General features: G+C 63.7%; 30 protein-coding genes. 15 read left to right on the plus strand and 15 right to left on the minus strand.

The features are described from left to right. Positions 1-58: 58 nt before the first annotated feature. Complete coding sequence (locus tag ACE10X_RS16110; RefSeq protein ID WP_038382171.1) at positions 59-910, plus strand: DMT family transporter; 852 nt, start codon at positions 59-61, stop codon at positions 908-910. A gap of 120 nt (positions 911-1030) precedes the next feature. Here the strand turns inward: ACE10X_RS16110 and ACE10X_RS16115 are convergent, their stop codons facing one another. Next, positions 1031-1264: a zinc-binding dehydrogenase gene (locus ACE10X_RS16115; protein ID WP_038382170.1), complete on the minus strand. Its 234-nt coding sequence runs from the start codon at positions 1262-1264 to the stop codon at positions 1031-1033. A 208-nt stretch (positions 1265-1472) separates the two neighbouring features. Between ACE10X_RS16115 and ACE10X_RS16120 the strand changes: the two genes are divergently transcribed. Next, positions 1473-1967 (plus strand): septal ring lytic transglycosylase RlpA family protein, encoded by a 495-nt coding sequence (locus tag ACE10X_RS16120; protein WP_193375389.1) that lies wholly within the window; start codon positions 1473-1475, stop codon positions 1965-1967. Positions 1968-2156: 189 nt separating this feature from the next. On the opposite strand, the gene ACE10X_RS16125 is transcribed toward ACE10X_RS16120, so the two are convergent. From ACE10X_RS16125 to ACE10X_RS16155, 7 genes are all read right to left on the minus strand, one after another. Continuing rightward, positions 2157-3125 carry a zinc-binding dehydrogenase gene (locus tag ACE10X_RS16125; protein ID WP_038382169.1) on the minus strand — a complete coding sequence of 323 codons (969 nt, stop codon included), beginning with the start codon at positions 3123-3125 and terminating at the stop codon, positions 2157-2159. 151 nt (positions 3126-3276) lie between these two features. Beyond that, complete coding sequence (locus tag ACE10X_RS16130) at positions 3277-4272, minus strand: nitronate monooxygenase family protein (RefSeq protein ID WP_038382168.1); 996 nt, start codon at positions 4270-4272, stop codon at positions 3277-3279. A 246-nt stretch (positions 4273-4518) separates the two neighbouring features. Continuing rightward, positions 4519-4953: a CBS domain-containing protein gene (locus ACE10X_RS16135; RefSeq protein WP_028331534.1), complete on the minus strand. Its 435-nt coding sequence runs from the start codon at positions 4951-4953 to the stop codon at positions 4519-4521. Positions 4954-5268: 315 nt separating this feature from the next. Then, positions 5269-6585, minus strand: coding sequence for an oxalate/formate MFS antiporter (gene oxlT, locus ACE10X_RS16140; protein WP_028345244.1), 1317 nt, complete (start codon positions 6583-6585; stop codon positions 5269-5271). A gap of 238 nt (positions 6586-6823) precedes the next feature. Further along, positions 6824-8119 carry an oxalate/formate MFS antiporter gene (gene oxlT / locus ACE10X_RS16145; protein WP_038382167.1) on the minus strand — a complete coding sequence of 432 codons (1296 nt, stop codon included), beginning with the start codon at positions 8117-8119 and terminating at the stop codon, positions 6824-6826. Positions 8120-8377: 258 nt separating this feature from the next. After that, on the minus strand, positions 8378-8515 hold the full coding sequence (locus tag ACE10X_RS16150) for a hypothetical protein (RefSeq protein ID WP_016848357.1): 138 nt from the start codon (positions 8513-8515) through the stop codon (positions 8378-8380). A gap of 215 nt (positions 8516-8730) precedes the next feature. Then, positions 8731-9114: an autotransporter domain-containing protein gene (locus ACE10X_RS16155; RefSeq protein WP_157787847.1), complete on the minus strand. Its 384-nt coding sequence runs from the start codon at positions 9112-9114 to the stop codon at positions 8731-8733. On the opposite strand from ACE10X_RS16155, the gene ACE10X_RS16160 reads away from it, so the two are divergent. Further along, on the plus strand, positions 9058-9489 hold the full coding sequence (locus ACE10X_RS16160; protein ID WP_244435654.1) for a helix-turn-helix transcriptional regulator: 432 nt from the start codon (positions 9058-9060) through the stop codon (positions 9487-9489). The two genes, ACE10X_RS16155 and ACE10X_RS16160, sit on opposite strands and share 57 nt — an antisense overlap. A 279-nt stretch (positions 9490-9768) precedes the next feature. On the opposite strand, the gene ACE10X_RS16165 is transcribed toward ACE10X_RS16160, so the two are convergent. Next, on the minus strand, positions 9769-10275 hold the full coding sequence (locus ACE10X_RS16165) for a DUF2147 domain-containing protein (RefSeq protein WP_085970463.1): 507 nt from the start codon (positions 10273-10275) through the stop codon (positions 9769-9771). Between the two features lie 134 nt (positions 10276-10409). Here ACE10X_RS16165 and ACE10X_RS16170 point away from each other — a divergent pair, with 134 nt between their 5' ends. The 3 genes from ACE10X_RS16170 to ACE10X_RS16180 all read left to right on the plus strand — a co-directional run bounded on the left by ACE10X_RS16170 (position 10410) and on the right by ACE10X_RS16180 (position 12181). Next, positions 10410-10967 carry a DUF2975 domain-containing protein gene (locus ACE10X_RS16170; protein ID WP_038382165.1) on the plus strand — a complete coding sequence of 186 codons (558 nt, stop codon included), beginning with the start codon at positions 10410-10412 and terminating at the stop codon, positions 10965-10967. A gap of 5 nt (positions 10968-10972) precedes the next feature. Further along, entirely contained in the window at positions 10973-11218 is a 246-nt protein-coding gene (locus tag ACE10X_RS16175; protein ID WP_080583200.1) for a helix-turn-helix transcriptional regulator, read from the plus strand. Positions 11219-11461: 243 nt separating this feature from the next. Further along, on the plus strand, positions 11462-12181 hold the full coding sequence (locus ACE10X_RS16180; protein WP_157787846.1) for a hypothetical protein: 720 nt from the start codon (positions 11462-11464) through the stop codon (positions 12179-12181). 105 nt (positions 12182-12286) lie between these two features. Here ACE10X_RS16180 and frc read toward each other — a convergent pair whose 3' ends face one another. The 3 genes from frc to ACE10X_RS16195 form a co-directional block, all read right to left on the minus strand. Further along, positions 12287-13564: a formyl-CoA transferase gene (frc, locus tag ACE10X_RS16185; RefSeq protein ID WP_018270753.1), complete on the minus strand. Its 1278-nt coding sequence runs from the start codon at positions 13562-13564 to the stop codon at positions 12287-12289. Positions 13565-13622: 58 nt separating this feature from the next. After that, entirely contained in the window at positions 13623-15356 is a 1734-nt protein-coding gene (gene oxc, locus ACE10X_RS16190; protein ID WP_038382162.1) for an oxalyl-CoA decarboxylase, read from the minus strand. Between the two features lie 72 nt (positions 15357-15428). Beyond that, complete coding sequence (locus ACE10X_RS16195; RefSeq protein WP_051002642.1) at positions 15429-16124, minus strand: GntR family transcriptional regulator; 696 nt, start codon at positions 16122-16124, stop codon at positions 15429-15431. Positions 16125-16341: 217 nt separating this feature from the next. On the opposite strand from ACE10X_RS16195, the gene ACE10X_RS16200 reads away from it, so the two are divergent. The 6 genes from ACE10X_RS16200 to ACE10X_RS16225 all read left to right on the plus strand — a co-directional run bounded on the left by ACE10X_RS16200 (position 16342) and on the right by ACE10X_RS16225 (position 21540). Further along, entirely contained in the window at positions 16342-18471 is a 2130-nt protein-coding gene (locus ACE10X_RS16200) for an acetate--CoA ligase family protein (RefSeq protein ID WP_038382153.1), read from the plus strand. Positions 18472-18745: 274 nt separating this feature from the next. After that, positions 18746-19543, plus strand: a complete 798-nt coding sequence (locus ACE10X_RS16205; protein ID WP_028345230.1) for a sterol desaturase family protein — start codon at positions 18746-18748, stop codon at positions 19541-19543. Beyond that, positions 19530-19907, plus strand: coding sequence for a hypothetical protein (locus tag ACE10X_RS16210; RefSeq protein WP_038382152.1), 378 nt, complete (start codon positions 19530-19532; stop codon positions 19905-19907). The genes ACE10X_RS16205 and ACE10X_RS16210 overlap by 14 nt, the downstream gene beginning before the upstream one ends. A gap of 12 nt (positions 19908-19919) precedes the next feature. After that, on the plus strand, positions 19920-20117 hold the full coding sequence (locus ACE10X_RS16215) for a hypothetical protein (RefSeq protein ID WP_024579640.1): 198 nt from the start codon (positions 19920-19922) through the stop codon (positions 20115-20117). Between the two features lie 29 nt (positions 20118-20146). Further along, on the plus strand, positions 20147-20455 hold the full coding sequence (locus tag ACE10X_RS16220; protein ID WP_038382151.1) for a DUF6166 domain-containing protein: 309 nt from the start codon (positions 20147-20149) through the stop codon (positions 20453-20455). A gap of 35 nt (positions 20456-20490) precedes the next feature. Next, positions 20491-21540, plus strand: a complete 1050-nt coding sequence (locus tag ACE10X_RS16225) for an alcohol dehydrogenase catalytic domain-containing protein (protein ID WP_244435653.1) — start codon at positions 20491-20493, stop codon at positions 21538-21540. A 61-nt stretch (positions 21541-21601) separates the two neighbouring features. On the opposite strand, the gene ACE10X_RS16230 is transcribed toward ACE10X_RS16225, so the two are convergent. Together ACE10X_RS16230 and ACE10X_RS16235 are read right to left on the minus strand one after the other, a co-directional pair. Beyond that, positions 21602-22360: a GntR family transcriptional regulator gene (locus ACE10X_RS16230; protein WP_038382150.1), complete on the minus strand. Its 759-nt coding sequence runs from the start codon at positions 22358-22360 to the stop codon at positions 21602-21604. Positions 22361-22465: 105 nt separating this feature from the next. Next, positions 22466-23875: an MFS transporter gene (locus ACE10X_RS16235; protein ID WP_038382149.1), complete on the minus strand. Its 1410-nt coding sequence runs from the start codon at positions 23873-23875 to the stop codon at positions 22466-22468. 362 nt (positions 23876-24237) lie between these two features. Between ACE10X_RS16235 and ACE10X_RS16240 the strand changes: the two genes are divergently transcribed. Next, positions 24238-24645 carry a hypothetical protein gene (locus ACE10X_RS16240; protein WP_038382148.1) on the plus strand — a complete coding sequence of 136 codons (408 nt, stop codon included), beginning with the start codon at positions 24238-24240 and terminating at the stop codon, positions 24643-24645. A 10-nt stretch (positions 24646-24655) separates the two neighbouring features. Here the strand turns inward: ACE10X_RS16240 and ACE10X_RS16245 are convergent, their stop codons facing one another. After that, complete coding sequence (locus tag ACE10X_RS16245; RefSeq protein ID WP_375764680.1) at positions 24656-24922, minus strand: hypothetical protein; 267 nt, start codon at positions 24920-24922, stop codon at positions 24656-24658. Here ACE10X_RS16245 and ACE10X_RS16250 point away from each other — a divergent pair. Together ACE10X_RS16250 and ACE10X_RS16255 are read left to right on the plus strand one after the other, a co-directional pair. Further along, entirely contained in the window at positions 24837-25577 is a 741-nt protein-coding gene (locus ACE10X_RS16250) for an NYN domain-containing protein (protein ID WP_375764582.1), read from the plus strand. The genes ACE10X_RS16245 and ACE10X_RS16250 overlap by 86 nt on opposite strands. A gap of 215 nt (positions 25578-25792) precedes the next feature. After that, positions 25793-26182, plus strand: a complete 390-nt coding sequence (locus ACE10X_RS16255) for a DUF1236 domain-containing protein (RefSeq protein ID WP_016842369.1) — start codon at positions 25793-25795, stop codon at positions 26180-26182. The last annotated feature ends 80 nt before the right edge of the window (positions 26183-26262 follow it).

The following is a 26262-nucleotide window of genomic DNA, read 5'->3' on the forward strand; positions in this document are numbered from 1 at the left end:
CGTCTGCGCGATCGGCGTGCCGATATATGGACCGATCGGTCTTGAAAGGAAAGATGCGATGTCTGCCATCCAGATCGTCTGCGCGGTGGCCGTTCCCTTGCTCTGGGGCTATCAGTTCGTGGTCATCAAGGTCGGCGTCACCGAGTTTCCGCCGCTGTTCTTCCTCGCACTGCGCTTCCTGGCCATCGCGCTGCTGCTTGTTCCGTTCGTCAGAAGGCCGACACGCCAACAGTTCGGCCCTGTCGCGGCTATTTCGGTCTTCCTTGGCGGACTGAACTTCGGCCTGTTCTATGTCGGCCTTGGGCTCGGCTCGGGAAGCATGTCGGCCGTCGCCTATCAACTCGCGCCGCCTTTCACCGTGCTGCTCGCCTGGCCGCTGCTCGCGGAGCGGCCGTCCCTCATCACATCCGCCGGCGTGGTACTGGCGTTCGTCGGCGTGGTGGTGCTGGCGGCGGGGCCGGGGCTGTCGGCAAACGCGCTTCCGCTGTTGCTCGTGGTTGCTGCCGCCTTCGCATTCGCGGTGTCCACCGTCCTGACGAAACGCTACGGTCCGTTTGATCCCCTGATGCTGATGGGGTGGTCGTCGCTGCTCACGGTGCCGCAGGTCATGCTGATGTCGCTGCTGCTTGAATATGGACAAGCGGCGAGCCTTGTCGCGGCTGATCGACGTGGCTGGCTGGCACTGGCCTACACCGTTTTCATCGGAGGCATCGCCGGGTTCGGCCTGTGGTTCTGGCTGATCGCCCGCTGCTCCATGGCCCGCGTCGCACCGTTCGGGCTGCTGCTGCCGGTGTTCGCGTTGATCTCGAGCGTGCTGTTCCTTGGCGACCAGGTGACGCCGAAACTGGTTGTCGGCGGACTGCTCGCGATCTCCGGCGTCGCCATCACGCAGGTGAGACCGAGCACGTAGCGCGGACCAACGCGGTAGCTGTAGGATGGGTAGAGCGCAGCGAAACCCATCGTCTCGCTGCACGGATACATCGATGGGTTTCGCTTCGCTCTACCCATCCTACGCAGCCGTGCGTGCCGACTACAGCGTCGCCACGATCTTGCCGAGGTGACTGTTTGCTTCCGTGTGTTCGAACGCTTTGCCGATGTCGGCGAATTTGTAGACCTGATCGATCGGCAGCTGCAGCTTGCGCGCCTCGATCGCGGGCCAGATGTCCTTGCGCACCTCGTCGAAGATCGCGCGGATCTGCTCGATCGAGCAAGTGCGGAAGTTGACGCTGATATGCTGGTCATGCGCTGTCGAAGACAGCTCCATTCAGTCATTTTGCTGACGCATTCTCTGTCTTAGTCGGGCGAGAAACTGAAAACGCTGTGTGAGGACCGCCTCGGTTCTCACAACGGTTCCGTCGCCGGAATTGGCACGAATCCGCAAAGAATTGGCACGCGTTAGCGCCTCCGCGTTCGCTTGACCATGTTTTGCGGCATCGGGAACCGGAAGATCGAAGAAAATCAATCAAGGAGTTATGATGCTGTTCGGCTCGAGCGCCGCGATTTGCGGCGCCCTGGTTGCGCTCGCCTTTTCTGGCACCGCTGCTCGAAGTGAAATCGCTGCGGTTCATTCAAGCGCCGTCGTCAATGCCGCGTGTGGGGACGCAATCGTTGGCGCGGCATCCATGTACAATCCGTTCAAGCCCGGCAAGGAGGAGGGCGGTCCGAGCACAGCCTCCGGCGAGCGCTATGATCACTCGGTCTGGGCGGCTGCCATCAAAACGAGTTTGCGTGGGAAGTTTGGTGGGGTCCAATTTGGCGCGAGGCCGAAATATGCCCTCGTCGAGGCTGTCGGCAAGAAGGTCATCGTGAAGATAAATGACGTGGGGCCGTTACGGCCTGGCCGCATCATCGACCTCAATGAGCGGACGATGCGCTATTTCGATCCAAGCCTGGAGCTTGGAGTCATTGGTGGCGTCAAGGTCAGCCCGCTTGCGGGGGACTATTGGATTCCCGGACCGGTCGGTTGAACACCGCACGCGAAAGAGCCAGGGCGTAGCACGTAGCAGGCGCGGATCAGTCCACCGGGTCCGCGCGAAGCGCGGTCCGATGACAGGCTCCGGCATCATCCGCCGTTGCATCCGGCGAATGATGGCGGATTGCGCTTCGCTGATCCGTCCTTCGCTCGCAATGACGATGATAATCGCCGGAGCCTGCTGCTACAGCGTCACCACGATCTTGCCGAGATGCTTGTTGGCTTCCATGTGCTCGAACGCCTTGCCGATGTCGGCGAATTTGTAGACCTGGTCGATCGGCAGCTGCAGCTTGCGTGCCTCGACCGCCGGCCAGATGTCCTTGCGCACCTCGTCGAAGATCGCGCGGATCTCCTCGATCGAGCGGGTGCGGAAGGTGACGCCGATATACTGGATGCGGCGCGCCGCATGCAGGTCGAAGTTGAAGTCGCCATGGGTGCCGCCGAGCCGGCCGACATTGACGATGTGGCCCTTGACCTTGGTCGCCTTGAGGTTCTGGTTCGCGACGGGCCCCGAGATCTGATCGACGATCAGATCGACGCCTTCGCCATTGGTCGCCTGCAGCACCTGATCGACCCAGCCGGGATCCTTCGAGTCCACCGCGAGATCGGCGCCGAATTCCTTCAGCCGGCCGCGGCGCATCGGGTCGGTCGATGAGCCCACCACGAGCCTGGCGCCCTTCAGCTTGGCGATCTGCATCGCCATCAGCCCGACGCCGGAGCTCGCGCCCTGGATCAGCACCGTCTGGCCCGGCTGCAGCGCGCCATTGGTGACAACGGCGTTGTGCATGGTGGCGAGCGCGACGGGCAGGGTTGCGGCCTCGTCGAAATTCATGTTCGAGGGCGCGCGGAACAGCCGGCCGTGATCGGCCAGCGTGTATTCGGCGAATGCCGCGCCGCCGGAGCCCATGATCTTGTCGCCGACCTTGACGCCTTTGGCATCGGGGCCGAGCTCGGCGACCTCGCCGGCCCATTCCATGCCGAGCACGGTGCCGAGACCGCCGGCCGCGCCGTGGACATGGCCCTTGGTCATGCCGAGATCGGCGCGGTTCAGCCCGCAGGCATGGACCTTGACCAGCACCTGGGTGCCCTTCGGCACGGGCTTCGCAACGTCGGTGATTTCTGGGCCGTTGGCTCCGTACACATAGGCTTTCATGGGGGTATTCCCTTCGGTCTGAATCCTCATGGTGAGGAGCGCGTCTTCGCGCGTCTCGAACCATGAGGCCCGACTGTGGCCTCATCCTTCGAGACGCTTGCTTCGTAAGCTCCTCAGGATGAGGAGATAGAGCCGCGCGCGATCAAATCGCTTATTCCGCGGCCTGGCGCTTGGCGCCGGACATCATGGCTTCCAGCCGCTCGCGGATGATCGCTTCCGCTTCGTGGACGATGCGCGACACCAGCTCGGCGCAGGACGGAATGTCGTGGATCAGGCCCTGCACCTGGCCGGCCGACCAGATGCCTTCGTCGGCATCGCCTGACGCGTAGACCATCTTGCCGCGAGCGCCGGCGACCAGCTCGCGCACGTCCTCGAACTTGGCGCCCTCCTTTTCCATCTGCACGACCTTGGTCGAGATCGCGTTCTTGGCGACGCGCGAGGTGTTGCGCATGGTGCGGAAGATCAGCTCGGTCTCGCGCTCGTCATTGGCGACGATGCGTTCCTTCACGAGCCGGTGGATCGGGCTCTCCCTGGTGCACATGAAGCGCGTGCCCATGTTGATGCCTTCGGCGCCGAGCGCGAGCGCAGCGACCAGGCCGCGCGCATCGCCGAAGCCGCCCGAGGCGATCATCGGGATCTTCACCTTGTCGGCGGCGGCGGGGATCAGGATCAGGCCGGGGGTGTCGTCCTCGCCGGGATGGCCGGCGCATTCAAAGCCGTCGATCGAGATCGCGTCGGCGCCCATCCGCTCGGCGGAGAGCGCATGGCGCACGCTGGTGCATTTGTGCAGCACCTTGATGCCGTGCTTCTTGAACTCGTCGACATGTTCCTGCGGCTTGTTGCCGGCGGTCTCGACGATCTTGATGCCGCTCTCGATGATGGCCTGGCGATATTCGGCGTAGGGCGGCGGCTTGATCGCGGGCAGGATGGTCAGGTTGACGCCGAACGGCTTGTCGGTCAGCTCGCGGCAGCGCGCGATTTCCTTGCGCAGATCGTCCGGCGTCGGCTGCGTCAGTGCGGTGATCATGCCGAGTGCGCCGGCATTGGCGACGGCCGCAACCAATTCGGCGCGCCCGACCCATTGCATGCCGCCCTGCACGATCGGGTGGTCGACGCCAAACATCTCGGTGAAACGTGTCTTGATCATTCTGCCCTCGTTTCCATCGGAATTTTCCGTGACGCGGACGGTGGCGCACGGTGTTGTTATGGGATGTCGAGGGAAGGATGCAGTCCTGTCGGGCAATTGTCTACCGGCGAGCTGCGGCGCGCCCATGCGGAAATGACGGGCCGCGGCGGTCAGGCGAGGGCGGGACGGAAATCTTTCGTCATCTGTTCAGGCGCTCGTGATCGAACACGCAGCGCCTGGCTGAGAGCAAGGCAAAGCAGGCGCTAGTTACGCCGGCACGGCGTCTTTCTTCGACGCGGCGGTCTCCTCGTCGAACGCGGCCGCGATGTCGCGCATGCTGACGACGCCGATCAGGCTGTAATTGTCGATGACCGGCACGTGACGAATGTGGTGCTTGGTCATGAGATGACGGATGTGCTCGAGCGTGTCGCTCGATGTGCAGGAGACGAGTTGCTGCACCGAGACGAATTGCGACACCTTCATGCTCGCGCCGGCCGCACCGTGCTCGGCGATCGCGCGCACCACGTCGCGCTCGGTGAACATGCCGACGGCGGTGTTGCCCTCGGTGCGAACGACATCCTTGACCACGAGCGCGCTGATATTGCTGGCGCGCATCAGTTGCGCGGCAATCGCGACGGTCTCGTTCATGCGCACCGTGGCGACGCGGGGGGTCTTCTTGCGCAGGATATCTCCGACTTGCATGGCAACCTCCTTGGTTATCGTTGACTGGAGTCTGGTATACAAAATACCAATTGTCAACGTGGCTGTCGCAGGAATCTACCATCAGGAAACGTCTTAAATAGGCAGGTTTGCTGACGTTTCCGACGATTGTGAGCGACGAGGGCGATCTGCTGCGATAAGCGTTCTGGTATCTGGCATCCCTGTCTTTGGCAAAAGACCTTGGCAAAAGAAAAGAGGCGCACCGAAATGCGCCTCCATCAGTCTCCGGGGAAATGTCGGGACCAAGCGGTCCTGATCGGATGGTCTTTGGCCAAGCCGTCTTCTTAAGCCGTCTTGTTAAGCCGTTTTGGCGCTCGTCGCGGTCTCTTCCGCGGCGGCAACCTCGTTACCGTTGATGAAGGCGCGGCGCATCGGCTTGATCACGAACAGCGCCATTAGCGCCGCGGTGGCGTTGAGCGCGACCGCGATCACGAATACCGCCTGCCAGCCATAGCTGGCGGCAACGATGCTGGCGGCAGGCACCAAGAGCGCTGCGGTGCCCTTCGCGGTGTAGAGCATGCCGTTGTTGGTGGTCGCGAACTTCGAGCCGAAGGTGTCGCCGCAGGTCGCCGGAAACAGTGAGTAGATCTCGCCGAACACGCCGAAATAGACCGCGGTCGCCAGCACGAACACCACCGGGTTGTGACCCCAGGTGGACAGCGTGAGCAGCATCAGCGCGCCGGTGCCGAACGCGATGAACATGGTGTGCTCGCGGCCGATGTTGTCGGAGACCCAGCCGAAGAACGGCCGTCCGAAACCGTCGAAGATGCGGTCGAGCGAGATCGCGAAGGTCAGCGCGGCCATCTGGAAGCCGGCGAGCGTGACCGGCGTGTTCGCGATCTTGTAGTCGTGCGCGATCGGCGCGATCTGCGCCGCCGCCATCAGGCCGCCGGCGGCGACCATCACGAACACCAGATACATCACCCAGAAGATCGGGCTGCGCAGCACCTGCGGCGGCGTGAAGTCGACCTTGGTCTGCGGCAGATTGAGCTGCTTCTTCTTCGGCGGGATCGAGACCGCGGGCGGCTGGATGAAGAAGGCGAGCAGGAAGACGATCAATCCCTGTCCGATGCCGAAATCGAAGAACGCCGTCTGATAGCCGCTCGCGGCGATCATCTTTGCAATCGGCACCACGGTGAGCGCGGCGCCGGCGCCGAAGCCGGCCGCGGTTGCGCCGGCGGCGAGGCCGCGGCGATCGGGAAACCACTTCAGCGCGTTGCCGACGCAGGTGCCGTACACCGCGCCGGCGCCGATGCCGCCGAACACCGCGGCGGTGTAGAGCAAGGCGAGCGAGTCGGCATAGGAGTTCAACACCCAGGCGAGCGCGATCATGATGCCGCCGAACATGATGACGAGCCGCGGGCCGTATTTGTCGACGAACCACGCCTCGACCGGCACCAGCCAGGTCTCCGTCACCACGAAGATCGTGAAGGCGAACTGGATCGCCGCGCGGCCCCAGTGGTGCGCGCCGTCGATCGGATCGACGAACAGCGTCCAGCCGTATTGCAGGTTCGCGATCATCGCCATGCAGACGATGCCCATGACGAGCTGCAGCCAGCGGAAGCCGCTGGACGAAGGTTGAGCTTGTGTGACGGCAGTATTGCTGGAAACCATCAAGTCCTCCCGAGCGCGCTGGTCTTGTGACCGAGTGTCGCAATTATTGTGGCGGATCGTCGTAAGCGCTCGGCGGAAGTTGGTATACTATATTCCAGAATGCAAGCCCTTCATTCTGCTGCAACGCAGCAAATCTGCCCTCCGACGCGCCGCTCCGAATGGCCTCCTCCTAACGGCAAAACGAAAAGCGCCCGGCTTTTGACCGGGCGCTTCGCAAGCGATGGTGGAGGGCGGTTGCTTAAGCCGTAGCCGAGGACTTCGCGACCACGATTTTTCGCCAGGGCTTGAGCAGCGCGATCGCGAGCAGCGAGGCGAGGATGTTGGCGCCTGCCGCGATGATGAACACCTTGTCCCAGTTACCCGACGATTGCTGCATGTAGTTGGCGATCGGCACCAGCAGCGCCGCGGTGCCCTTCGCGGTGTAGAGCAGGCCCGCATTCGTGGTGGCGAACTTGGCGCCGAACGTATCGGTGCAGGTCGAGGGGAACAGCGAGTAGATCTCGCCCCAGGCAAAGAACACGAAACCCGAGAGCAGCACGAACCAAACCGGGTCGTGTCCCCAGAGGTAGAGCATCCAGATGCCGATGCCTTCCATGCCGAAGGCGATGAACATCGTGTTCTCGCGGCCGATCATGTCGGAGATCCAGCCGAAGAACGGACGCGTCAGACCGTTGAGGACGCGGTCGATGGTCGCCGCGAAGGTCACGGCCGTCATCGTCACCGCCATCAGCGTGACCGGCACGCTGTCGACCTTCCAGTCGACCGCGATCGGCTTCAGGTTCGCCGTCACCATCAGGCCGCCCGCGCCGACGATCACGAACATGAAGTACATCAGCCAGAAAATCGGCTGCCGCAGCACTTCGGTCGGCTGATAGTTGCGTCGGGTCTGGATGATATTGGCATTCGCCACGACGGCCGGCACCTGTCCGGCCTTCGGCGCCAGCAGGAAGAAGGAGAGCAGCACGATGATGATGCCCTGGCCGAGACCGAAATAGAGGAAGGTGGTCTGGAAGCCGGAGTCCTTGATCATCGCCTGGATCGGCGCGACCGTGAGCGCCGAGCCTGCGCCGAAGCCGGCAGCGGTGATGCCCGCGGCAAGTCCGCGTTTATCCGGAAACCATTTCAGCGCATTGCCGACGCAGGTGCCGTAGACGCCGCCGGCGCCGATGCCGGCGATGATCATGCCGAGATAGTAGCCGTTCAGTGTCGTCGCCTGCGCGTTGATCACCCAGCCGAGCGCGCAGAGGATGCCGCCGACCAGCACGACGATGCGCGGACCGTATTTGTCGACGAACCAGCCTTCGACCGGCACCAGCCAAGTCTCGAACAGCACGAACAGCGTGAAGGCCCATTGGATCGATGCGCGATCCCATCCGAATTTCTTCTGGATGTCGGGGACGAAGAATGTCCACCCGTATTGATAATTTGCGATCATCACCATCGCGGCGACGCCGATCGCGAGTTGCGTCCAGCGATAGGTGTCGCTGACACGCGCGGCCGCAGGGGCCGCAGTTGCCTGAACCATGTCCGACATAGATCCTCCCAGTGCGCCCCTTGTCGTTGCTTATGAGCGCGCGACGGCCATCTTGGTATCCGATATGCCAAGGTTCAAGCTGTCGCAGGGGCAGCGCGCGCTTATGCCGCACAGGACTCAGCCCCGGCACCCCGGGAGACTAGTTCAGCGCACAAGGAAATGGCCCCGAAAATCGGGGCCATTGGTCGAAGGTTCAATGTCAGGTCGCATCTCGCGACGAAAGCTGCATCCGGCGGAGAGCGCCGGAAATCCCTTGGCTTAGAGGCCGAAGCGCGGCAGGTCGCCGTTGCGATTCGAGATCTCCGCGCTCTTCATCAGCAGGCGGTCGATCGAGGCCAGCAGGCGGCCGAACAGGGTGGAGGAGGGCGCGAGCGTCAGTGCAGTGGTCTTGGACATTGGTGTCCCCTTTCATTGGAGGCCAGCAATGGGCCGGCTCATCATCTGCAGCCAAACTATGTATACCAGATGCCAGATACAACGAACTTGTTTGCATAGCAGCATTCACGACTGTGCAATGCAGCAAAATCGGCTGATCGGCATCCCGGATTGGCGTGGAAGGGGGAGCAGCCCGGCGGCGCCGCCGGGTCAGAATTTCCAGCTAAAACTGGCCTTTACCGAGTGATCCTGGACCCGGTCGGCAAGCTGGCCGACATAAGGCGATGCCGATGCTGGCCTGCGGCGTGACCCGCAGGTCGAGCCCGCCTTCGACCAGCGCCGCGTTCCGCGCCAGCGGGACGCCGGCCACGGGTGAATCCGGTTCCCAGGCTCTGGAACGCGAGCGCCGCCGTCGGGGTGACGTCGCCGAAGGCGTAGTGCCAGGCCACCGAGGCGCGCGGCGTCAGCTGCATGCCGTTGGTGAGGGCGAAGCTGGTGGCAATGCGGGCGCCGAGCGAGGAGTAGCCGACATCCTGTCCGAGATGTTGCCGCCGAAGGTGTAAGTGTCGGAGCGGTTGACGGCGAGCGTGCCGTTGTTGGTGGTCACGGTTGTCGGCCATCGCGTGGTGGGACGGCCGGCGTTCAGCGACGAGGAGCGCGACCGGATGCAAGGTTTTCGTCCGCACATCCTACGCGGCTACCGCCAGGCGCAGGAGCGAACGCTGGCGGCGCTGACGCCGAGCGATCGCCTGCGGCTGGCATTTCCCGCGCTGACGCCGCGCCAGATCGAGGTGGCGTCTTGGATCGCCCAGGGCAAGTCGAACGAGGAGATCGCTGCTATCCTCGGCGTCGGGCTCGATGCCGTGAAGGCGCACGTCAAGGCGATCAACAGCAAGATCGATTCCGACAGCCGGCGCGCCGCGATCGTCATCGCCCACACCACGCCGCCCTTCGCCGATCTGCCGCCGCTGTGGAAGCTCGGCGTGGAAGGCTGAGGGCGGGCGGCTAGTGTCCCGAATCCGAAGTTCGCATCATTTGCCGCACTTTCGGAGCGAGCTTCGGATTCGATAAGGACACTAGCAAACTTATGATTCTAGTGTGCTTTATGAATGCGAAGTTCGTGAAAGTGGCTGCCGCGAAATCGCACGAACTTCGCATTCAGCACACGAGTTCATAAAAGAAGGCCGCCCAAATGCGGCGGCCTCGAGTGAGCGGGTTTGCTTTTCTTCTTGGCCGATGAAGGGTCGGGGCCAAGTCCCTTCACCGCATTCGCTTCACCGCGTCCAGTCTTCGCCGGCGCACAGCGTTCCCATGCAGCCGCGCACGTTCAGCGTGCCCGGCGAGACCAGCGTCACCGAGCTCTCATAGGTCTTGCCGTCATCGGCGTTGTAGATCCGGCCGGCCCATTTGTTCGGTCCGGCGGACTGCATGTTGATGAACAGCGACATGCCCATCACCGGCCGGGTGCGCTGGCCGGGATCGGCGTTCTTGTCGTCGAGCTGCGGCTTGCCGGTGGCTTTATCCCTCGGCTCCTTCAACCAGACGACGCGGCCGCACAGCGCGCTGCCGCAGCGGTGGACCTTGATCCTGGCGTCGCCGGACTGGGTCAGCCAGACGCCGGCCGGATCGTTGGCCTTGTCGCTCGCCTTGGCGGCATCGGCGGGGCTGCCGAGCAGCGGGATGTGGAACGCGGCCACGATCAGGCGGCGCGTGAGGTGAGCGTGGATCAATTGCTTCAAAGCCTTGCGCAGGCCGTTTTGGTCTGGGATTACCGTCATCATCCACCTTCTTCATGAAAAATTTCATGATAAACATGAAGTAAATCACGTTTAAGGTTGAGTCAATGACATTGCCTAGGCATGATGCAATCCGGCCGTAACGGCTTTTTTGGCAAAGAATTTTTCGGATGGGTGCGATGGGGAAATCGGTTCGTGAGCAGCGCCAGCTCTGGTTTCGCAGGCTCGATCGGGCGTTCTGGTTGATCTGGGCGGCGCTGCCGGTGGTGTTGTGGCTGGCCTATTACCGCACCACCACGGCGTCGGCGACGATCGCCGAGAGCCTGATCGGCGAGCAGGCGAAGTGCGCGGCCATCGTCGCCAACCCGCTCACCATGTCGGCCAAGGGCCAGGTGCTGTTCTGGTCGCTGTTCGCGCTTGGGGTATCGTTTTACGCCGTGCTGATCGGCATCCTACATCGCATGGTCAACCGATTCGCCAACGGGCGGATCTTCGTGTCCGAAACGCTGCAGGGTGTCTGGTGGATGGGGATCTTCCTGGTGGTCTGGCCGTTTGTGGATACGATCACGACCGTTGCGGTGACCTATGCGCTGTATCAACTCGGCGACATCAAGTTCTTCCTGCCGAGCTACGGCGTCGACGTCGGCAACGTCGCGGGCGGCGTGTTTCTGATGGCGCTGAAATTCGTGATCGAGCAGGCCATCCTGTTGCAGTCCGAAAACGATCTGACGATCTGAGGGTGATGCTTGTGCCCATCGTGGTGAACCTCGATGTCATGCTCGCAAAGCGCAAGCGCCGCCTCGGAGACCTCGCGGACGCGATCGGCATTTCGATCCAGAACCTGTCGATCCTGAAGACCGGCAAGGCCAAGGCGATGCGCTTCTCGACGCTGTCGGCAATCTGCCGCGAGCTGGACTGCCGGCCGGGGGATATTCTGGAATATGTGCCGGGCGATGAGGGCGGCGACGACGGCGGCGAGGGCGGTTGATCGGGGAGGAGGATTGATTACGGATCATCAGCCGCGTCCCTGGCCGAGCCGATGGACGCTCTGGTGGCGTTGTTGGACATGTCCGGCTCGCGCGTCGTCGATCGGCTATGGGATTGTCTGAAGGCGCTGGTGAGGCTGATGCGCTAATGGCCGGTATTCCGGAGGGCCTCCAAATTATTCGATATGAGCAACGCAGCAGCGTCTCCGTTGCTGTGGGCTAGATGGTTTCTGCAGGACACATAGATGCCAACGAATTTGGAAATGCCGCGCCCAGATGAATGGACGGGCGACCTGTTTGAGTTCATCGAAGATTGCTGGAACAACTCGATAGCTGTAGTCGGCAATAACAATGTCATTGCTGCCCGTATGTCGGCTATCGACATTATCTTCCATCAGGTAGTGCAGGGGCTGAAGCCAAAGCAAGCTGAGCTTCTCGTACCAGTGATGCTGCTCTTGCGGTCTTTCAGCGCTTTTAGAGCTGCCGTTATGATCGGGCTATCGCTTCCCGCTGAAAGCTTCGCTCTACAGCGCTCGTGCTTGGAGCATGCAGGGTACGCGAAGTTGATCGCGACGGATATCAAGCTGTCCCGCCTATGGGTGCAGCGAGACGAAAATCTTGCGGAAATCCGCAAGCAGTTTACTAACCGAGCGGTTCGGGACGCTATCGAGAAGGACGACAGGGAAGTCGCCAAGGTCTACCAGGAACTCTACGAACGAAGCATCGACTTCGGGGCACATCCAAACGAAAAGGCTGTCCTGGGGAGCGTGGTGCCAGGCACGCTCGACACGGGCAACCTGATGATCACCATGCTTGGAGGCGAGAGTGTGCAGCTGTACCACAGCTTACGCAGCTGCGCTCAAGTTGGCATCTGCAGCCTAAAAATATTCAATCTCGTATTCCCGGCGCATTTCGCGACGCACGATTTCGCCAACAAGATCGTTGCTGCTTCACGGTCCTTCTAGCTTGCACCAATCCGGTGTCGGACTGCGCAGCAGTGTCTCGTCAATCAAACGCAAAAATGGCCGCGGTTTCCCGCGGCCATTTGTGTCTTGCTTGAGTGCGAGCCTTTACTCGGCCGCCTGCTTGCGCGGCGGGTCGAGCGCGCCGGAGTCGTGGATCTCGGCGACCTGGTGATCGCTGAAGCCGAGCACCTCGCGCAGGATCTCGTCGGTGTGCTCGCCGAGCAGCGGCGAGCGCTGAACGTCGCTCGGCGAATCCGACAGCTTGATCGGGTTGCCGACCGAGACGTACTTGCCGCGGGTCGGGTGATCGACCTCGACCACGGTGCCGGTCGCGCGCAGCGACTGATCTTCCGCGATCTCCTTCATCGACAGGATCGGGCCGCACGGGATGTCGTCCTTGTTGAGGATCTCCATCGCCTCGAACTTGGTCTTGGTCATCGTCCACTGCTCGATGCGGCCGAAGATCTCGTTGAGGCGCGGCAGGCGGGCCGGCGGTTTGGCGTAGTTCGGATCGGTCTTCCAGGTCGGCTCGCCGATCACGTCGCAGATCTTCTCCCAGACCGGGGCCTGGGTGATGAAGTAGATGTAGGCGTTCGGATCGGTCTCCCAGCCCTTGCACTTCAGGATGCGGCCGGGCTGGCCGCCGCCGGAATCGTTGCCGGCGCGCGGCACGGCATCGCCGAACGGAATGCCTTCGCCGAACTGGCTGTATTCCTTCAGCGGACCGTGGGCGAGGCGCTGCTGGTCGCGCAGCTTGACGCGGGCGAGGTTGAGCACGCCGTCCTGCATCGCGGCGGTGACACGCTGGCCCTTGCCGGAGTGGGTGCGCTGGTACAGCGCGGTGACGATGCCGAGCGCGAGATGCAGACCGGTGCCGCTGTCGCCGATCTGCGCGCCGGTGACCAGCGGCAGGCCGTCGCGGAAGCCGGTGGTCGAGGCGGCGCCGCCGGTGCACTGCGCGACGTTCTCGTAGACCTTGCAGTCTTCATACGGGCCCGGGCCGAAGCCCTTGATCGAGGCGACGATCATCTTCGGGTTGATGGCCTGGATCTTCTCCCAGGGGAAGCCCATGCGATCGAGCACGCCGGGGCCGAAATTCTCGACCAGCACGTCGCACTGCTTGATCAGCGCGGTCAACACTTCCTTGCCCTTCGGGTTCTTGGTGTCGAGCGTGATCGAGCGCTTGTTGTGGTTCAGCATGGTGAAATACAGGCTGTCCACGTTCGGGATGTCCTGCAGCTGGCCGCGCGTGATGTCGCCGACGCCGGGACGCTCGACCTTGATCACGTCGGCGCCGAACCAGGCCAGCAATTGCGTGCAGGTCGGACCCGACTGGACGTGGGTGAAATCGAGAATGCGAACGCCCTTCAGCGCCTTGGTCATAATGTGTGCTCCGTACTCTGTCTGCCCCTGCACCCGCAGGGAGTGATGGGGTTAGGGGTTACTTCTTCTTCTGCAGAACGCTCTGCGGATTGAGGTTGCCGATGCGGCCGCTCTCCGAGCCCGCCGCCGGATCGATCACCGCGTTGATCAGCGTCGGCTTGCCGGAATCCAGCGCCGCATTGACCGCGCGCTTCAACTCGTCCGGCGAGGTGGCGTTGACGCCGACGCCGCCGAAGGCTTCCATCATCTTGTCGTAGCGCGAGCCCCTGACGAACACGGTGGTCGCCGGATCGTCGCCGGCACTGTTGACGTCGGTGCCGCGATAGATGCCGTCATTGTTGAAGATCACGACGCAGATCGGCAGCTTGTAGCGGCAGATGGTCTCGACCTCCATGCCGGAGAAGCCGAACGCGCTGTCGCCTTCGACCGCGAGCACGGGCAGGCCGGTCTCGACCGCAGCGGCGATCGAATAGCCCATGCCGATGCCCATCACGCCCCAGGTGCCGACGTCGAGCCGCTTGCGCGGCTTGTGCATGTCGACGACACCGCGGGCGAGGTCGAGCGTGTTGGCGCCCTCGTTGACGAAGATGGTGTCCGGACGTTCCGCGATGATGGCGCGCAGCGCGCCGAGTGCGCCGTGGTAGTCCATCGGCGAAGCGTTGCTCATCAGCTTCGGCGCCATCTTGGCGACGTTTTCGTCGCGCTTCTTGGCGATGGTCGAGAGCCAGTCGGAGGGCGCCGCGGTCCAGTTCGCGCCCATGGCGTCGAGGAACGCCGACACGCAGGAGCCGATATCGCCGACCACGGGCGCGACGATCTCGACGTTGGAATCCATTTCCTTCGGCTCGATGTCGACCTGGATGAACTTCTTCGGAGCTTCACCCCAGGTCTTGCCCTTGCCATGCGAGAGCAGCCAGTTGAGGCGGGCGCCGATCAGCATGACGACGTCGGCTTCCTTCAGCACGGTCGAGCGCGCCGCACCGGCGCATTGCGGATGCAGATCGGGCAGCAGGCCCTTGGCCATGCTCATCGGCAGGAACGGCACGCCGCTCTTCTCGACGAAATTCTTGATCGCCTCGTCGGCCTGCGCATAGGCCGCGCCCTTGCCGAGGATGATGAGCGGGCGTTTTGCGCTCTTCAGGACGTCCAGTGCGCGCTTGACCGAAGACGGGGAGGGGATCTGCTCGGGCGCGGCGTCGATCACCTTGACCAGCGACTTCTGACCGGCGTCGGCGTTCATCACCTGCGAGAACAGCTTTGCGGGCAGGTCGAGATAGACGCCGCCCGGACGGCCCGACACCGCGGCGCGGATCGCGCGCGCGAGGCCGATGCCGATGTCCTGGGCGTGCAGCACGCGGAACGCGGCCTTGCACAGCGGCTTGGCGATCGCGAGCTGATCCATCTCTTCATAGTCGCCCTGCTGCAGGTCGACGATCTCGCGCTCGGACGAGCCCGAGACCAGGATCATCGGGAAGCAGTTGGTGGTGGCGTGGGCGAGCGCGGTGAGGCCGTTGAGGAAGCCGGGCGCCGACACCGTGAGGCAGACGCCGGGCCGCTTGGTCAGGAAGCCGGCGATCGACGCCGCATAGCCGGCATTCTGCTCGTGGCGGAACGAGAGCACGCGAATGCCCGCCGCCTGGGCCATGCGGCCCAGGTCCGTGATCGGGATACCCGGCACACCATAGATGGTGTCGATGCCGTTGAGCTTGAGCGCATCGATGACGAGATGGAAGCCATCGGTCAGTTCTTGCTCGGTGCCCGGTGCCTCGGACTTCGTAGCGGTATTCAGCATCGGCATCGTCTCCCTGATCGTTCTTTGTTCGGACGATCTGATTGTCGTCTGAAGCGTGTGGACTCTAAGTGGTTAGGTGAACAGTTCCTGGCCGTGCGCCTCGACATAGGCGGCAAGCCCAAGCGTGTGGTCGCGCGCGCGCTTCTCGGCAAGCTCGGTATCGCGCGCTTCCAGCGCCTCGATGATCCCGAGATGCTCGGGCAGCGAGGTCGCGGTGCGGTCCTTGCGGCCGATCGTGAGCTGGCGATAGCCGCGCACATGCAGCAGCAGGTCGTTGGTGAGGTCGACCAGAACGGGCGATTCCGACAGCGAGATCAGCGCCTGGTGGAAGGCGATGTTGGCCTTGGAATATTCCTCGACGTGATCCTGCGGCAGGCGATCGTCGCTGAAGTCCTTGAAGAAGTCGCGCAGCGCCGAGATGTCCTTCTTGCGCGCGGTGGTCGTGATCAGGCGCGCCGCCATGCTCTCCAGCGCCGCCCAGGCGCGGATCATGTCGACGATCTCCGCCTTGGTGCGGCGGACCACGACGATGCCGCGGCGCGGCACGGTCCTCACGAAGCCGTCCTGCTCGAGCATCGCGATCGCTTCGCGGATCGGCGTGCGGCTGACGCCGAGGCGCTCGGACAGTGCGCGCTCGTCGAGCATCACCGGCTCCGGCGTCGCGTAGATGTCCATCTTCAGGATCGCTTCCTTCAAGGCTTCATAGGCCTTGTTCTTGAAGCTCGTCTCCGGCGCGATCCGGACGATGGCGATATCTGTGTCAGCCATGGTGGGCGACGCCTTGGTCTGTTTCGGTTCTGGCACGACTCGTCTCCTCCTCTTGGAGACGTCTTCTTAGCAGAAGAAATTACCTTAGATTTTTGGCATGCCAAATACCAGAATGTCAAGCTACCTATATTTTTCGATCTTTTTGGACCTCGACCGACCTTGACAATTGCGTTTTTGGCATACCAAATGCCACGAAATCTGTCCCAGGAGGAAGCCAATGTCAAATTCGAAGGATGCGGTCCGCAAAATTCTCGATGCGGTCAAGGCCGACAAGCGCACGAGCCTCACCGCGCCCGAAGGTAAGGTTGTGTGCGACGCCTACGGCATTCCGGTGCCGAAGGAGGGCGTCGCCAAGTCGGCGGCCGAGGCCGCCCGCATCGCCTCCGACATGGGCTTCCCGGTCGTGATGAAGATCGTCTCGCCCGACATCCTCCACAAGACCGAGGCCGGCGGCGTGGTGGTCGGCGTCAAGAGCGCCGCCGAGGCCGAGAAGAGCTACGAGACCATTCTGGCCAACGCCAGGAAGTACAAGGCCGACGCCAAGATCGAGGGCATCCAGGTCCAGCAGATGCTGGGCGGCGGCACCGAGGTGATCGTCGGTTCCATCACCGACGGCTCGTTCGGCAAGCTGGTCGCCTTCGGCCTCGGCGGCGTGCTGGTCGAGATCCTCAAGGACATCACCTTCCGCCTCGCGCCCGCGACCAAGGACGACGCGCTGTCGATGCTCGACGGCATCCAGGCGCATGAGATGCTGAAGGGCGTGCGCGGCGGCGATCCGGTCAATCGCGAGGCGCTCGCCGACGTCATCGTCAAGGTGTCGCAGCTGGTCAGCGACTTCCCCGAGATCGTTGAGCTCGACCTCAACCCGGTGTTCGCCACCAGCAAGAACGCGATCGCCGCCGACGTCCGCATCGTCGTCGACTTCAACTACAAGCCGCGTCCGGCGCCGCGTCCGACCGAGGAAATCGTCGCCGCGATGAACCGCATCATGCAGCCGAAGGGCGTTGCGGTGATCGGCGCTTCCGCCGAGGACGGCAAGATCGGCAACTCCGTGATGAAGAACCTCATCAACGGCGGCTACAAGGGCGAGATCTATCCGATCCACCCCAAGGCCGACGAAATCCTCGGCTACAAGGCCTACAAGAGCGTCAAGGACGTGCCCGGCGTGATCGACACGGCGGTGTTCGCGATCCCGGCGAAGTTCGTCGCCGGCGCGCTCGCCGAATGCGGCGAGAAGAAAATCCCCGGTGCGGTGCTGATTCCCTCGGGCTTTGCCGAGGCCGGCGCGCCCGAGTTGCAGGCCGAGATCGTCGAGGTCGGCAAGAAGTACAATATCCGCCTGATGGGGCCGAACATCTACGGCTTCTATTATACCCCGGCCAATCTCTGCGCCACGTTCTGCACCGCCTATGACGTCAAGGGCCACGCCGCGCTGTCGTCGCAGTCGGGCGGCATCGGCATGGCGATCATCGGCTTCTCGCGCTCCGCCAAGATGGGCGTGTCGGCGATCGTCGGCCTCGGCAACAAGTCCGACATCGACGAGGACGATCTGCTCGCCTTCTTCGAGCAGGATCCCAACACCAACCTGATCGCGCAGCATTGCGAGGACCTGAAGGACGGCCGCGCCTTCGCGGAGGCCGCCAAGCGCGTCTCCAAGAAGAAGCCGGTGGTCGTGCTCAAGGCCGGCCGCACCTCGGCCGGTGCGAAGGCGGCCTCGTCGCACACCGGCGCGCTCGCCGGCAACGACAAGATCTACGAGGACGTGTTCAAGCAGTCGGGCGTGATCCGCGCCCGCAGCCTGCGGCAGCTGCTCGAATTCGCCCGCGGCGTGCCGGTGCTGCCGACGCCGAAGGGCGAGAACGTGCTGATCATCACCGGCGCCGGCGGCTCCGGCGTGCTGCTGTCGGACTCCGTGGTCGACAACGGCCTGTCGCTGATGCAGATGCCGCCGGATCTGGATGCGGCGTTCCGCAAGTTCATCCCGCCGTTCGGCGCGGCCGGAAATCCTGTGGATATCACCGGCGGCGAGCCGCCGATCACCTACGTCAACACCGTGAAGCTCGGCCTGTCGGACGAGCGCATCCACGCGCTGATCCTCGGCTACTGGCACACCATCGTGACGCCGCCGATGGTGTTCGCGCGCAACATGGTCGAGGTGAAGAAGGAGATGGAGGCCAAGGGCTTCGTCAAGCCGATCGTCGCCTCGCTCGCCGGCGACGTCGAGGTCGAGGAAGCCGCCGAATATCTCTACCAGCACGGCATCCCGGCCTACGCCTATTCGACCGAACTCCCGGTCGAGGTGCTCGGCGCCAAGTACAAGTGGGCGCGCGGGGCGGGCTTGCTCTGATCTTCTGATCTGTCGAATACCACAGGCCGCCTCGGACACCGTCCGGGGCGGCCTTTTCTTTGGGCTGCCCCCATCTGCAACGTGCCGCCGAGATGAGCGGGAAGGGCGCGATCAGCCCGATCGCGCGAAACCGAGCCAGGCTTTCCTGACCCTCCCGCGGGTTCCGTGCACCAATCTTCTTTTTCCGGAACCACCCGCGACCGCCGAAGGCAGCTTGCCTTCCGCATCTGATGTGCTACTGATATGTCAGTTAACGCGCGATGGAGGACCCACGATGGAGTTGGCTGCAACAGGGATGACTGACCGCCAGCGCAAATATCGCGCGACCTATCGCGAGCGCGTGGTGGGCTGGTACAATGGCTGGCTGCATGTCGTGCTGATCTACACGATCGGCTTCACGGCGCTGTACGTCTATCTCGCCAATGTGCACGACGTGCGGTGGTGGGAATACCTCACCATTCCCGTGGTCTTCCTGATCGCAAACTTCTTCGAATGGGCGGTGCACCGCTTCGTCATGCACCGGCCCTCGAATGTGCCCTTGCTGCGCGCGGTCTACAGCCGTCACACGCTGATGCACCATCAATTCTTCACCGAGGAGGAGATGCGCTTTGCCGATCATCACGACTGGCGCGTCACTTTCTTTCCGCCCTATGCGCTGGTGGTGTTTACCCTGATGTCGATCCTGCCGGCGATCGTCGCGGGCCTTGTGATCTCGGCCAACACCGGCTGGCTGCTGATCACCACGACGACCTCGATGTACCTGATCTACGAATTCATGCACTTCTGCTGCCACGTCGAGGAAAATGCCTTCGTGCGCAACATGCCCTTCGTCAACACCATCCGTCGGCATCATACCGCCCATCACAACCAGTCGATCATGATGGAGCGGAACATGAACCTGACCTTCCCGGTGATGGACTATGTGTTCGGCACCTCCGACCTCAATCGCGGCCTGCTTGGCCACATCTTCAACGGCTACAGCACGCGCTACGTGAAGACGGACATGCGCCGGACGGCGCGGACGCCGCGGGTCGTGGCGAAGGAGCAATCGGTGCCGCATGCCGCAGCTTGAACCCAATCTCGCAGGTCTCGCCTGGTTCGGCCTGTTGTGGAGCGTGTGCTGCATCGGCTTCCTGCAACTGGCCGGGATGTACCCGCTGCGCGGGCGTGCCGTTCTGCCGGTGACGATGACGACCATCGTGTGGGTGATGTTGCTCGCCGGCACGCTGGCGTTCGCGCTGGCCGAATTGCGCTGGACTACCGTCGTTGTCGTCGGCGGCGTGCTGTTTTTGTTTCTGCCCGGGCTGTTTCAGTCGCTGCCGGAATGGTGGCGCGACGGACGCGCGGGATTGCGGCTGTCCTGTTGCGCCATGATCGCCGCGCTCGCGCTGCTGGTCCGCGTGGCGGCGCCGTCGCTGTACACGTGGATGATCTGAAGGGAGGTCTCGATGCCAAGTCACATCAAGCTCATGCTGTCGCTGGCGTGCCTCGCCACGGCGGCCTGCGGATACTTTTTCATGGTCTATCTGGGCCAGCAGGGACCGAGCTATGCGGTCGCCTTCCTCGGCGTGTTCGCCACGGTCGCGATGTGGATCTTCCCCGAGGTCGTCAAGAAGGACCTCAAGATGCGACCGCCGGGATCGTGACATGATGCTGCAGCACAGGGAGGATCGCGATGGCGAGCTATACCGGGGACCGCACCATCGACGGCATTTCGGTGCTGGTCGACGGCAAGCCGCTGTCACCGCATTACGACCAGCTTCGTCTCACCGAACACGGTTTTGAATGGAGCTACGAGGGGCCCGAGCCGGCACAACTGGCCTTCGCGCTGCTCTATGATCATCTGCACGATGCCGCTGCCGCGAAATCGCTGCACGAGAGCTTCATGCGGCGCGTCGTCGCCAATTTCGACAATGAATGGGAACTCACCTCGGCTGATCTCGACGAGGCGGTCGCGGCGCTGCGGTCCGGACAGAGGGCCTGAGCCCGTGCTGATGTCTCCGGCAAAGAATTCTTGAGATGACCCTGACCTGCCGCGCCGCGGTGCTGCATGAAAGCGGAACGCCGCTCTCCATCGAGCGCGTATCGTTTGCGCCGCCCATGCCGACCGATGTCGTGGTGAAGGTGCGCGCCGCGGGGCTCTGCCACACCGATCTGGAGGTGATCGACGGGTCGTTGCGCTATCCCTTGCCGATGATCCTCGGGCACGACGCGGCCGGCGTGGTCGAGGAAATCGGCAGCGCGGTCCGCGACATCAGCGTCGGCGATCGTGTCATCCTGTCCTGGAATCCGCATTGCGGGCACTGCTTCCACTGCGACCGCGCGCAGCCGATCCTGTGCGAGACCTATCTCGCGCGGGGCGCGGAAGGCGTGCATTTCGACGGCGCGTCGAAGGCGCAGCTCGCGGACGGCCGCAACCTGGCGCACCTGATGTTCCTCGGCGCGTTCTCGGAATATGTCGTGCTGCCGGCGCAGCAGGCAATCGTCGTGCCGAACGACATTCCGTTCGACCGCGCGTGCCTGATCGGCTGCGGCGTCATGACCGGCGTCGGCGCCGCGCTGAACGTCGCCGCCATCGGCCACGGCGATACCGTGATGGTCACCGGCTGCGGCGCGGTCGGGCTGGCAGCGGTGCAGGGCACACGGCTTGCCGGCGCCGGTGCTGTTATCGCGGTCGACCTCGATGATGCAAAGCTGGCGCTGGCGCGGCAGCTCGGCGCCACGCACGTCGTCAACGCGGCCCGCGAGGACCCGGTCCATTTCGCAAAAGAGGCGACGCGCGGCCGGGGCGCCGACGTCATCCTCGAAGCGGCGGGCCATCCCAACGCGTTTCGGCAGACCGCCGAGGCGGTGCGGCCGGGCGGTGAGGTGATCTGGCTCGGCAAGATCGACGTCACACGTGAGCTTTCGCTGGGGCGCGTTGATGGGCGAGAAGCGATTTCGCCGCTCGAGCTACGGCGGCGCGCGGCCACGGCGCGACTTTCCCTTGCTGGCGCAGGCCTATCTCGACGGCCGGCTCAAGCTCGACGAACTGATCACCGGCCGCTGCAGCCTCGACGGCATCAATGACGGCTTCGAGGCGCTGCGGCGCGGACGTTCGATCCGCACGGTCGTCGAGCTCTGAGAGCCGTTACAGCGTCGAACGCGCAAAACTTTCGATGTAGTCGATCAGGCCGTCGGAGGCCGCGCCCGCGGCGTCGACGCGGCGCTCGGCGATGGCTTCGGCGACGTCGGCATGCAGCCGCGCCGCGAGCGGCAGATCGGCCGCTTCCTTGTAATGCTGGTACCAGAACCGGCGCGACAAGCCATGCATCAGGCCCATCGCGCGGGAGGCGAACTCGTTGCGCGACGCCGTGGAGATCAGTGTGTTGAACTGGTGATCCAGCCGCATGAACAGCAGATCGTCGGATTCCTCCGCCGCGCGCCGCATGCCGGCGGCGATCTCGGAGAACTGCGTGCGCTGCTCGCTGGTGGCGCGCTCGGCGGCGCCGCGCGCCATCAGCCGTTCCAGCTCGCGCCGGACCTCGAGCAGGCGCAGCTGGGCCCTGAGGTCGATCTCGGACACCAGCACACCGCGGCGGGCCAGGATGTTGACGAGACCGTCGCGCGACAGGCGCTGCAAGGCTTCGCGGATCGGGGTTCGGCCGATGTCGAGCCGCTTGGCGAGTACGAGCTCGGAGAGCGCGGTGCCCGGCGGCAGTTGCAGCGTCACGATCAGCTCTTCCAGCTCGGCATAGGCGCGATCGGTGAGCGTGACGTCGCTTTGCGGGAGAGGGGCCGGCGCGGAACCGCGCGGCTTGTCGCCGGCGGCGGACGATTGCCGTGCCGGCCGGCGGCTTCCTGCTGTGCGCGCGCGCACCGTGCTGGATCGTTTGTTCGAATGTGCCATCAGGATCGTGAGTGCTGCTGTACAGCAGATATCTCACACGGCTGATGGCAATGACAAGGCCGGTCGATCGGCCTAAGCCGAATCGGACGGCGCGCAGCGCGCCCATCAGTGCGAAATGCTTTCCAGCGTCCGGCCGCGGGTTTCCTCGCCGAGCAACAGCACCGCGAGCGCCGCCACCACGAATGCGCCGGCACCGAGCGCAAATACGCCGCCTTGTCCGGCCGCCGGCAGGATCACGCCGATCACGTAGGGGCCGATCAGCGAACCGATTCGGCCGACCGCGGAAGCAAAGCCCGTTCCGGTCGCGCGGACATGGGTCGGGTACAGTTCGGGCGTATAGGCGTAAAGCGCCGACCACATGCCGAACAGGAAGAACTGCATGCAGAGGCCGGCAATGATGAGCTGGGTCTGGTCCGCCGCCGAGCCGTAGAAATGGCAGGCGATCGCGCCGCAGAGCAGGTTCATCACCAGCGTCGCCTTTCGGCCCCAGGATTCGACGAGCCAGGCCGAGACCAGGAAGCCGGGGATACCCGCGAGCGAGATCAGGATGGTGTAGAACACCGATTTGGTGATCGGGAATCCCTTGGCCTGCAGCAGCGCGCCGAGCCACGTGGTCAGGCCGTAGAAGCCGAGCAGCGCGAAGAACCACAGGGTCCACAACATCGTGGTCCGCTTGGCGTAGATGCCCGAAAACAGCGTCCTCAGGCCGGTCACTTCGGAGGCTGGGGCGGCGGCCTGGCGCACCACCGGCGGCAGGTCCTTGCCGCCGAGACGATCGCGGACCCTGGATTCGATGTCGCGCACGGTCGCTTCGGCCCGCTCCGAATAACCGTGGGACGCAAGCCAGCGCGGCGATTCCGGAACGAAGCGGCGCACCACCAGCACGAAGACGGCCGGGATCGCCTGCAGGATGAAGACCCAGCGCCAGTCGGCGACCTGCAGCACGAAGTAAGTCAGCAGGCCCGACGCGATGAAGCCAAGCGGCCAGAATCCTTCGAGGAACGCGATGTAGCGGCCGCGGTTGCGCGCCGGCATGATCTCCGAGACCATCGACTGCGCGACCGGAAACTCCATGCCCATTCCAAAGCCGAGCAGCAGGCGGGACGCGCCGAGCGCGGTCGCCGTCGTCGAGAGACCGCAGCACAGGCTGCCCAAGCCCCAGAAGATCATGCTGACCTGGAAGACGCGGGCGCGGCCGAAACGGTCGGCGAGCAGGCCGGCGGACGCGGCGCCCACGAACATGCCGAGGAAGCTCATGCTGGACAGCAGCCCGGCTTCCGCCGTCGACAGGCCGAAGGTCTGGCGGATCGAGCCGAGCACAAAGGTCAGCGCGGCCAGGTCCATGCTGTCGAAAAACCACGCGGTCGCGATGATTCCGAAGATCCAGCGCTGATAGGAGGTCAGCGGCAGGCGTTCGAGCCGTGCCGCGATGTCGGCGACCTGCTGCGCCTGCGCGGTTCGCGCAACGGCCGGAGCCCGGCTTCCGGCTGCTGCGGTGACGTCGGAAATGGTCATTGCTGCCTCCCCAAGTGGATGCTGACGGGCTCTTTTCGGCCTTTTCATAAAATGTCACACGAATAGCAGTGATATGTCAATTGGTGATCACGCGTGAATTGACGGCGCGGCCCGGGCTGCGGCGCCGGATGGGGGGCGGACAAATCGGCGCGTAGCGCGGTTCTCCCGTGGTCCGGTCGACCATCCTTGCCGTTTCGGGCATCCTGCGAAGCGGAATCAAGAGCCGGTTAACGGCATCCGAGAAATCGGGGGCTAACGGATAATCCGGCTTTAATGGGGAGCCGACTAAACGTCACGTGGTTGCAAGGTACCGGATGCCTGGAGGTATCCGATGTTGCGTCGGGCGGAGGCGTTTTCCCCATATGTCAGTTCAGGCCGATTTGGATTTTGCGAGCGACGATCGCGCGAGGGCGCAGATCGGCGCGGCGGTGAGCTATCTGCTCAGGGACGCGACCGGCGTCACGCGTGAGCATGCCGTCGAGACGATTGTCGAGATGGTGCGCGACATCGCAAGCCGGCCGCCCACTGTCGAAGCGGTATCGATTCAGCCGCTGATGAGCGGCGTCACCTATCGCGATTTTGTGATCGACGCCTATCGGCGCGATGTCGATCGCTGGCGCGCGACCATCCGCCGTTCGAACGGCAAGAAGATCCGGATCGCTTCGCCGCCGTCGGTGCGCGACGAGGCGACGACCACAGCGGACGCGATCACCGCCGAGAAGGCCATCGAGTTCGCGAGGCGGGCGATCGACCTGGGCGAGGTGATCTGACCTCGCCGCCTCAAGGCTTGCCATCGCCGCGAAAGTCCGGCGATGCACTGAGCCTATGCTTGGGACGCGCGATGTGCTCCGATACGACGTCGCGCCGGTTCCGCAGCTGTCTGCGGAATTGTCCATTCATCCCGTCCCAGCCGAGAAATGCCATGCCTTCCGAACTCCGTTCGCCGCGTCTGGCTGTCCTGATCGACGCCGACAATGCATCTGCAAAGATCGCCGATGGGCTGTTCGAGGAGATCGCCAAGATCGGCGAGGCCAGCGTGCGCCGCATCTACGGCGACTTCTCCAATCCCAGGTCCAAGGGCTGGGCCGACATCCTGTCGAAGCACGCCATTATCCCGCAGCAGCAATTTGCCTATACGACCGGGAAGAACGCATCCGACATCACCCTGGTGATCGACGCCATGGACCTGCTGCACAGCGGCCGGTTCGATGGCTTCTGCCTGGTGTCGTCGGACAGCGATTTCACCCGGCTTGCCGCCCGCATCCGTGAACACGGCATCGACGTGTTCGGGTTCGGCGAGCAGAAGACGCCGGAGAGTTTTCGGCAGGCCTGCCGCCGGTTCGTCTATACTGAGAATCTGCGCGGCGGCGCGCCGAGTAATCAGGATGCCGCCGTGCGGGCCCAGCCGTTACAGCCGCCGGAGGCCGCCACGCCCATCCTCAAGAAGATGATCGGCCAGATGGCAAGCGAGGACGGCTGGGTAACGCTTGGCGAGGTCGGACGGCAGTTGGCCAATTTCGCGTCGGATTTCGATCAGCGGACCTACGGCTTCCGCACCCTCGGCGAGCTGGTGCGCAGGACCAACGCTTTCGAGATCGAGTCGAAGGGCGGGACGATGCGAATCCGCATCAAGCCTTCAGCTGCACCGCCGCCAAGACGAAGAGCTCCAAGACGGCGAGCCGATCAAAAACCGCCGGAATGAACGGCGCGCAGCGCGCTCCTGTTCTGAACGATCCCTCAATCTGAACGCAGGATGAATGCTGCTTCGGACATTGTCCGGAGCAGCATTTTCATTCGTGCTGGAATCAAGCGAATTGCGCGCGGAACTGGAGTTGCGCGGGTTGCAGCATTGGAACTGGAACGTTCTCGTTGCTTGCGATGTTGAGGGGGCATCGATCAATTCGGAGGAGGAGAATCATGAACAAGCGTTTTGCTGTGTCCCTTGTCGCTGCTGCGTCGCTGCTCGCGTCCGGTTCAGCCTTCGCGCAGTCCACGACTGCGGCGGGCGCCGCGAACGGCGCGCGGGCCGGTGGCGAAATCGCGGGACCGGTCGGCGAGATCGTCGGCGGCACGGTGGGTGCCGCGGTCGGCGCCGGCCTCGAGATTCCGAATGCGGTGATCACGTCGATCCCGCGCAACGAGCCGTCGGTGGTGGTGCGTGAACGCGTCGTGGTCGGCGAGCCGCTGCCCGACACCGTCGTGCTGCGCCCGGTGCCGCGCTACACCGAGTATCGCTACGCCGTCGTCAACGACCGCCGCGTGATCGTCGAGCCGCGCACCCGCCGGATCGTCAAGATCATCGACTGATCGCATCGAGACTTCTGACTACGAAGATCCTCGCGGGCCCGTCGCCCGCGGGGATTTTCGTGGGCCCCATGAATACCGGC

It is taken from the genome of Bradyrhizobium sp. Pha-3 (assembly GCF_042258325.1).
Classification (GTDB): domain Bacteria; phylum Pseudomonadota; class Alphaproteobacteria; order Rhizobiales; family Xanthobacteraceae; genus Bradyrhizobium; species Bradyrhizobium elkanii.

Excerpts from the sequence above, each read along its gene's own strand:
- ACE10X_RS16150 (WP_016848357.1), bottom strand. The coding sequence starts at position 8,515 with ATGTCCAAGACCACTGCACTGACGCTCGCGCCCTCCTCCACCCTGTTC.
- ACE10X_RS16180 (WP_157787846.1), top strand. The coding sequence starts at position 11,462 with ATGCCAACGAATTTGGAAATGCCGCGCCCAGATGAATGGACGGGCGAC.
- ACE10X_RS16205 (WP_028345230.1), top strand. The coding sequence starts at position 18,746 with ATGGAGTTGGCTGCAACAGGGATGACTGACCGCCAGCGCAAATATCGC.
- ACE10X_RS16215 (WP_024579640.1), top strand. The coding sequence starts at position 19,920 with ATGCCAAGTCACATCAAGCTCATGCTGTCGCTGGCGTGCCTCGCCACG.
- ACE10X_RS16210 (WP_038382152.1), top strand. The coding sequence starts at position 19,530 with ATGCCGCAGCTTGAACCCAATCTCGCAGGTCTCGCCTGGTTCGGCCTG.
- ACE10X_RS16120 (WP_193375389.1), top strand. The coding sequence starts at position 1,473 with ATGATGCTGTTCGGCTCGAGCGCCGCGATTTGCGGCGCCCTGGTTGCG.
- ACE10X_RS16175 (WP_080583200.1), top strand. The coding sequence starts at position 10,973 with ATGCTTGTGCCCATCGTGGTGAACCTCGATGTCATGCTCGCAAAGCGC.
- ACE10X_RS16155 (WP_157787847.1), bottom strand. The coding sequence starts at position 9,114 with ATGGCCGACAACCGTGACCACCAACAACGGCACGCTCGCCGTCAACCG.
- ACE10X_RS16115 (WP_038382170.1), bottom strand. The coding sequence starts at position 1,264 with ATGGAGCTGTCTTCGACAGCGCATGACCAGCATATCAGCGTCAACTTC.
- oxc (WP_038382162.1), bottom strand. The coding sequence starts at position 15,356 with ATGCTGAATACCGCTACGAAGTCCGAGGCACCGGGCACCGAGCAAGAA.
- ACE10X_RS16220 (WP_038382151.1), top strand. The coding sequence starts at position 20,147 with ATGGCGAGCTATACCGGGGACCGCACCATCGACGGCATTTCGGTGCTG.
- ACE10X_RS16130 (WP_038382168.1), bottom strand. The coding sequence starts at position 4,272 with ATGATCAAGACACGTTTCACCGAGATGTTTGGCGTCGACCACCCGATC.
- ACE10X_RS16125 (WP_038382169.1), bottom strand. The coding sequence starts at position 3,125 with ATGAAAGCCTATGTGTACGGAGCCAACGGCCCAGAAATCACCGACGTT.
- ACE10X_RS16195 (WP_051002642.1), bottom strand. The coding sequence starts at position 16,124 with ATGGCTGACACAGATATCGCCATCGTCCGGATCGCGCCGGAGACGAGC.
- ACE10X_RS16110 (WP_038382171.1), top strand. The coding sequence starts at position 59 with ATGTCTGCCATCCAGATCGTCTGCGCGGTGGCCGTTCCCTTGCTCTGG.
- ACE10X_RS16255 (WP_016842369.1), top strand. The coding sequence starts at position 25,793 with ATGAACAAGCGTTTTGCTGTGTCCCTTGTCGCTGCTGCGTCGCTGCTC.
- ACE10X_RS16235 (WP_038382149.1), bottom strand. The coding sequence starts at position 23,875 with ATGACCATTTCCGACGTCACCGCAGCAGCCGGAAGCCGGGCTCCGGCC.
- ACE10X_RS16225 (WP_244435653.1), top strand. The coding sequence starts at position 20,491 with ATGACCCTGACCTGCCGCGCCGCGGTGCTGCATGAAAGCGGAACGCCG.
- ACE10X_RS16240 (WP_038382148.1), top strand. The coding sequence starts at position 24,238 with ATGTCAGTTCAGGCCGATTTGGATTTTGCGAGCGACGATCGCGCGAGG.
- ACE10X_RS16200 (WP_038382153.1), top strand. The coding sequence starts at position 16,342 with ATGTCAAATTCGAAGGATGCGGTCCGCAAAATTCTCGATGCGGTCAAG.
- oxlT (WP_028345244.1), bottom strand. The coding sequence starts at position 6,585 with ATGGTTTCCAGCAATACTGCCGTCACACAAGCTCAACCTTCGTCCAGC.
- ACE10X_RS16230 (WP_038382150.1), bottom strand. The coding sequence starts at position 22,360 with ATGGCACATTCGAACAAACGATCCAGCACGGTGCGCGCGCGCACAGCA.
- frc (WP_018270753.1), bottom strand. The coding sequence starts at position 13,564 with ATGACCAAGGCGCTGAAGGGCGTTCGCATTCTCGATTTCACCCACGTC.
- ACE10X_RS16135 (WP_028331534.1), bottom strand. The coding sequence starts at position 4,953 with ATGCAAGTCGGAGATATCCTGCGCAAGAAGACCCCCCGCGTCGCCACG.
- oxlT (WP_038382167.1), bottom strand. The coding sequence starts at position 8,119 with ATGTCGGACATGGTTCAGGCAACTGCGGCCCCTGCGGCCGCGCGTGTC.
- ACE10X_RS16245 (WP_375764680.1), bottom strand. The coding sequence starts at position 24,922 with ATGCGGCGCACGCTGGCCTCGCCGATCTTGGCGATCTCCTCGAACAGC.
- ACE10X_RS16165 (WP_085970463.1), bottom strand. The coding sequence starts at position 10,275 with ATGATGACGGTAATCCCAGACCAAAACGGCCTGCGCAAGGCTTTGAAG.
- ACE10X_RS16170 (WP_038382165.1), top strand. The coding sequence starts at position 10,410 with ATGGGGAAATCGGTTCGTGAGCAGCGCCAGCTCTGGTTTCGCAGGCTC.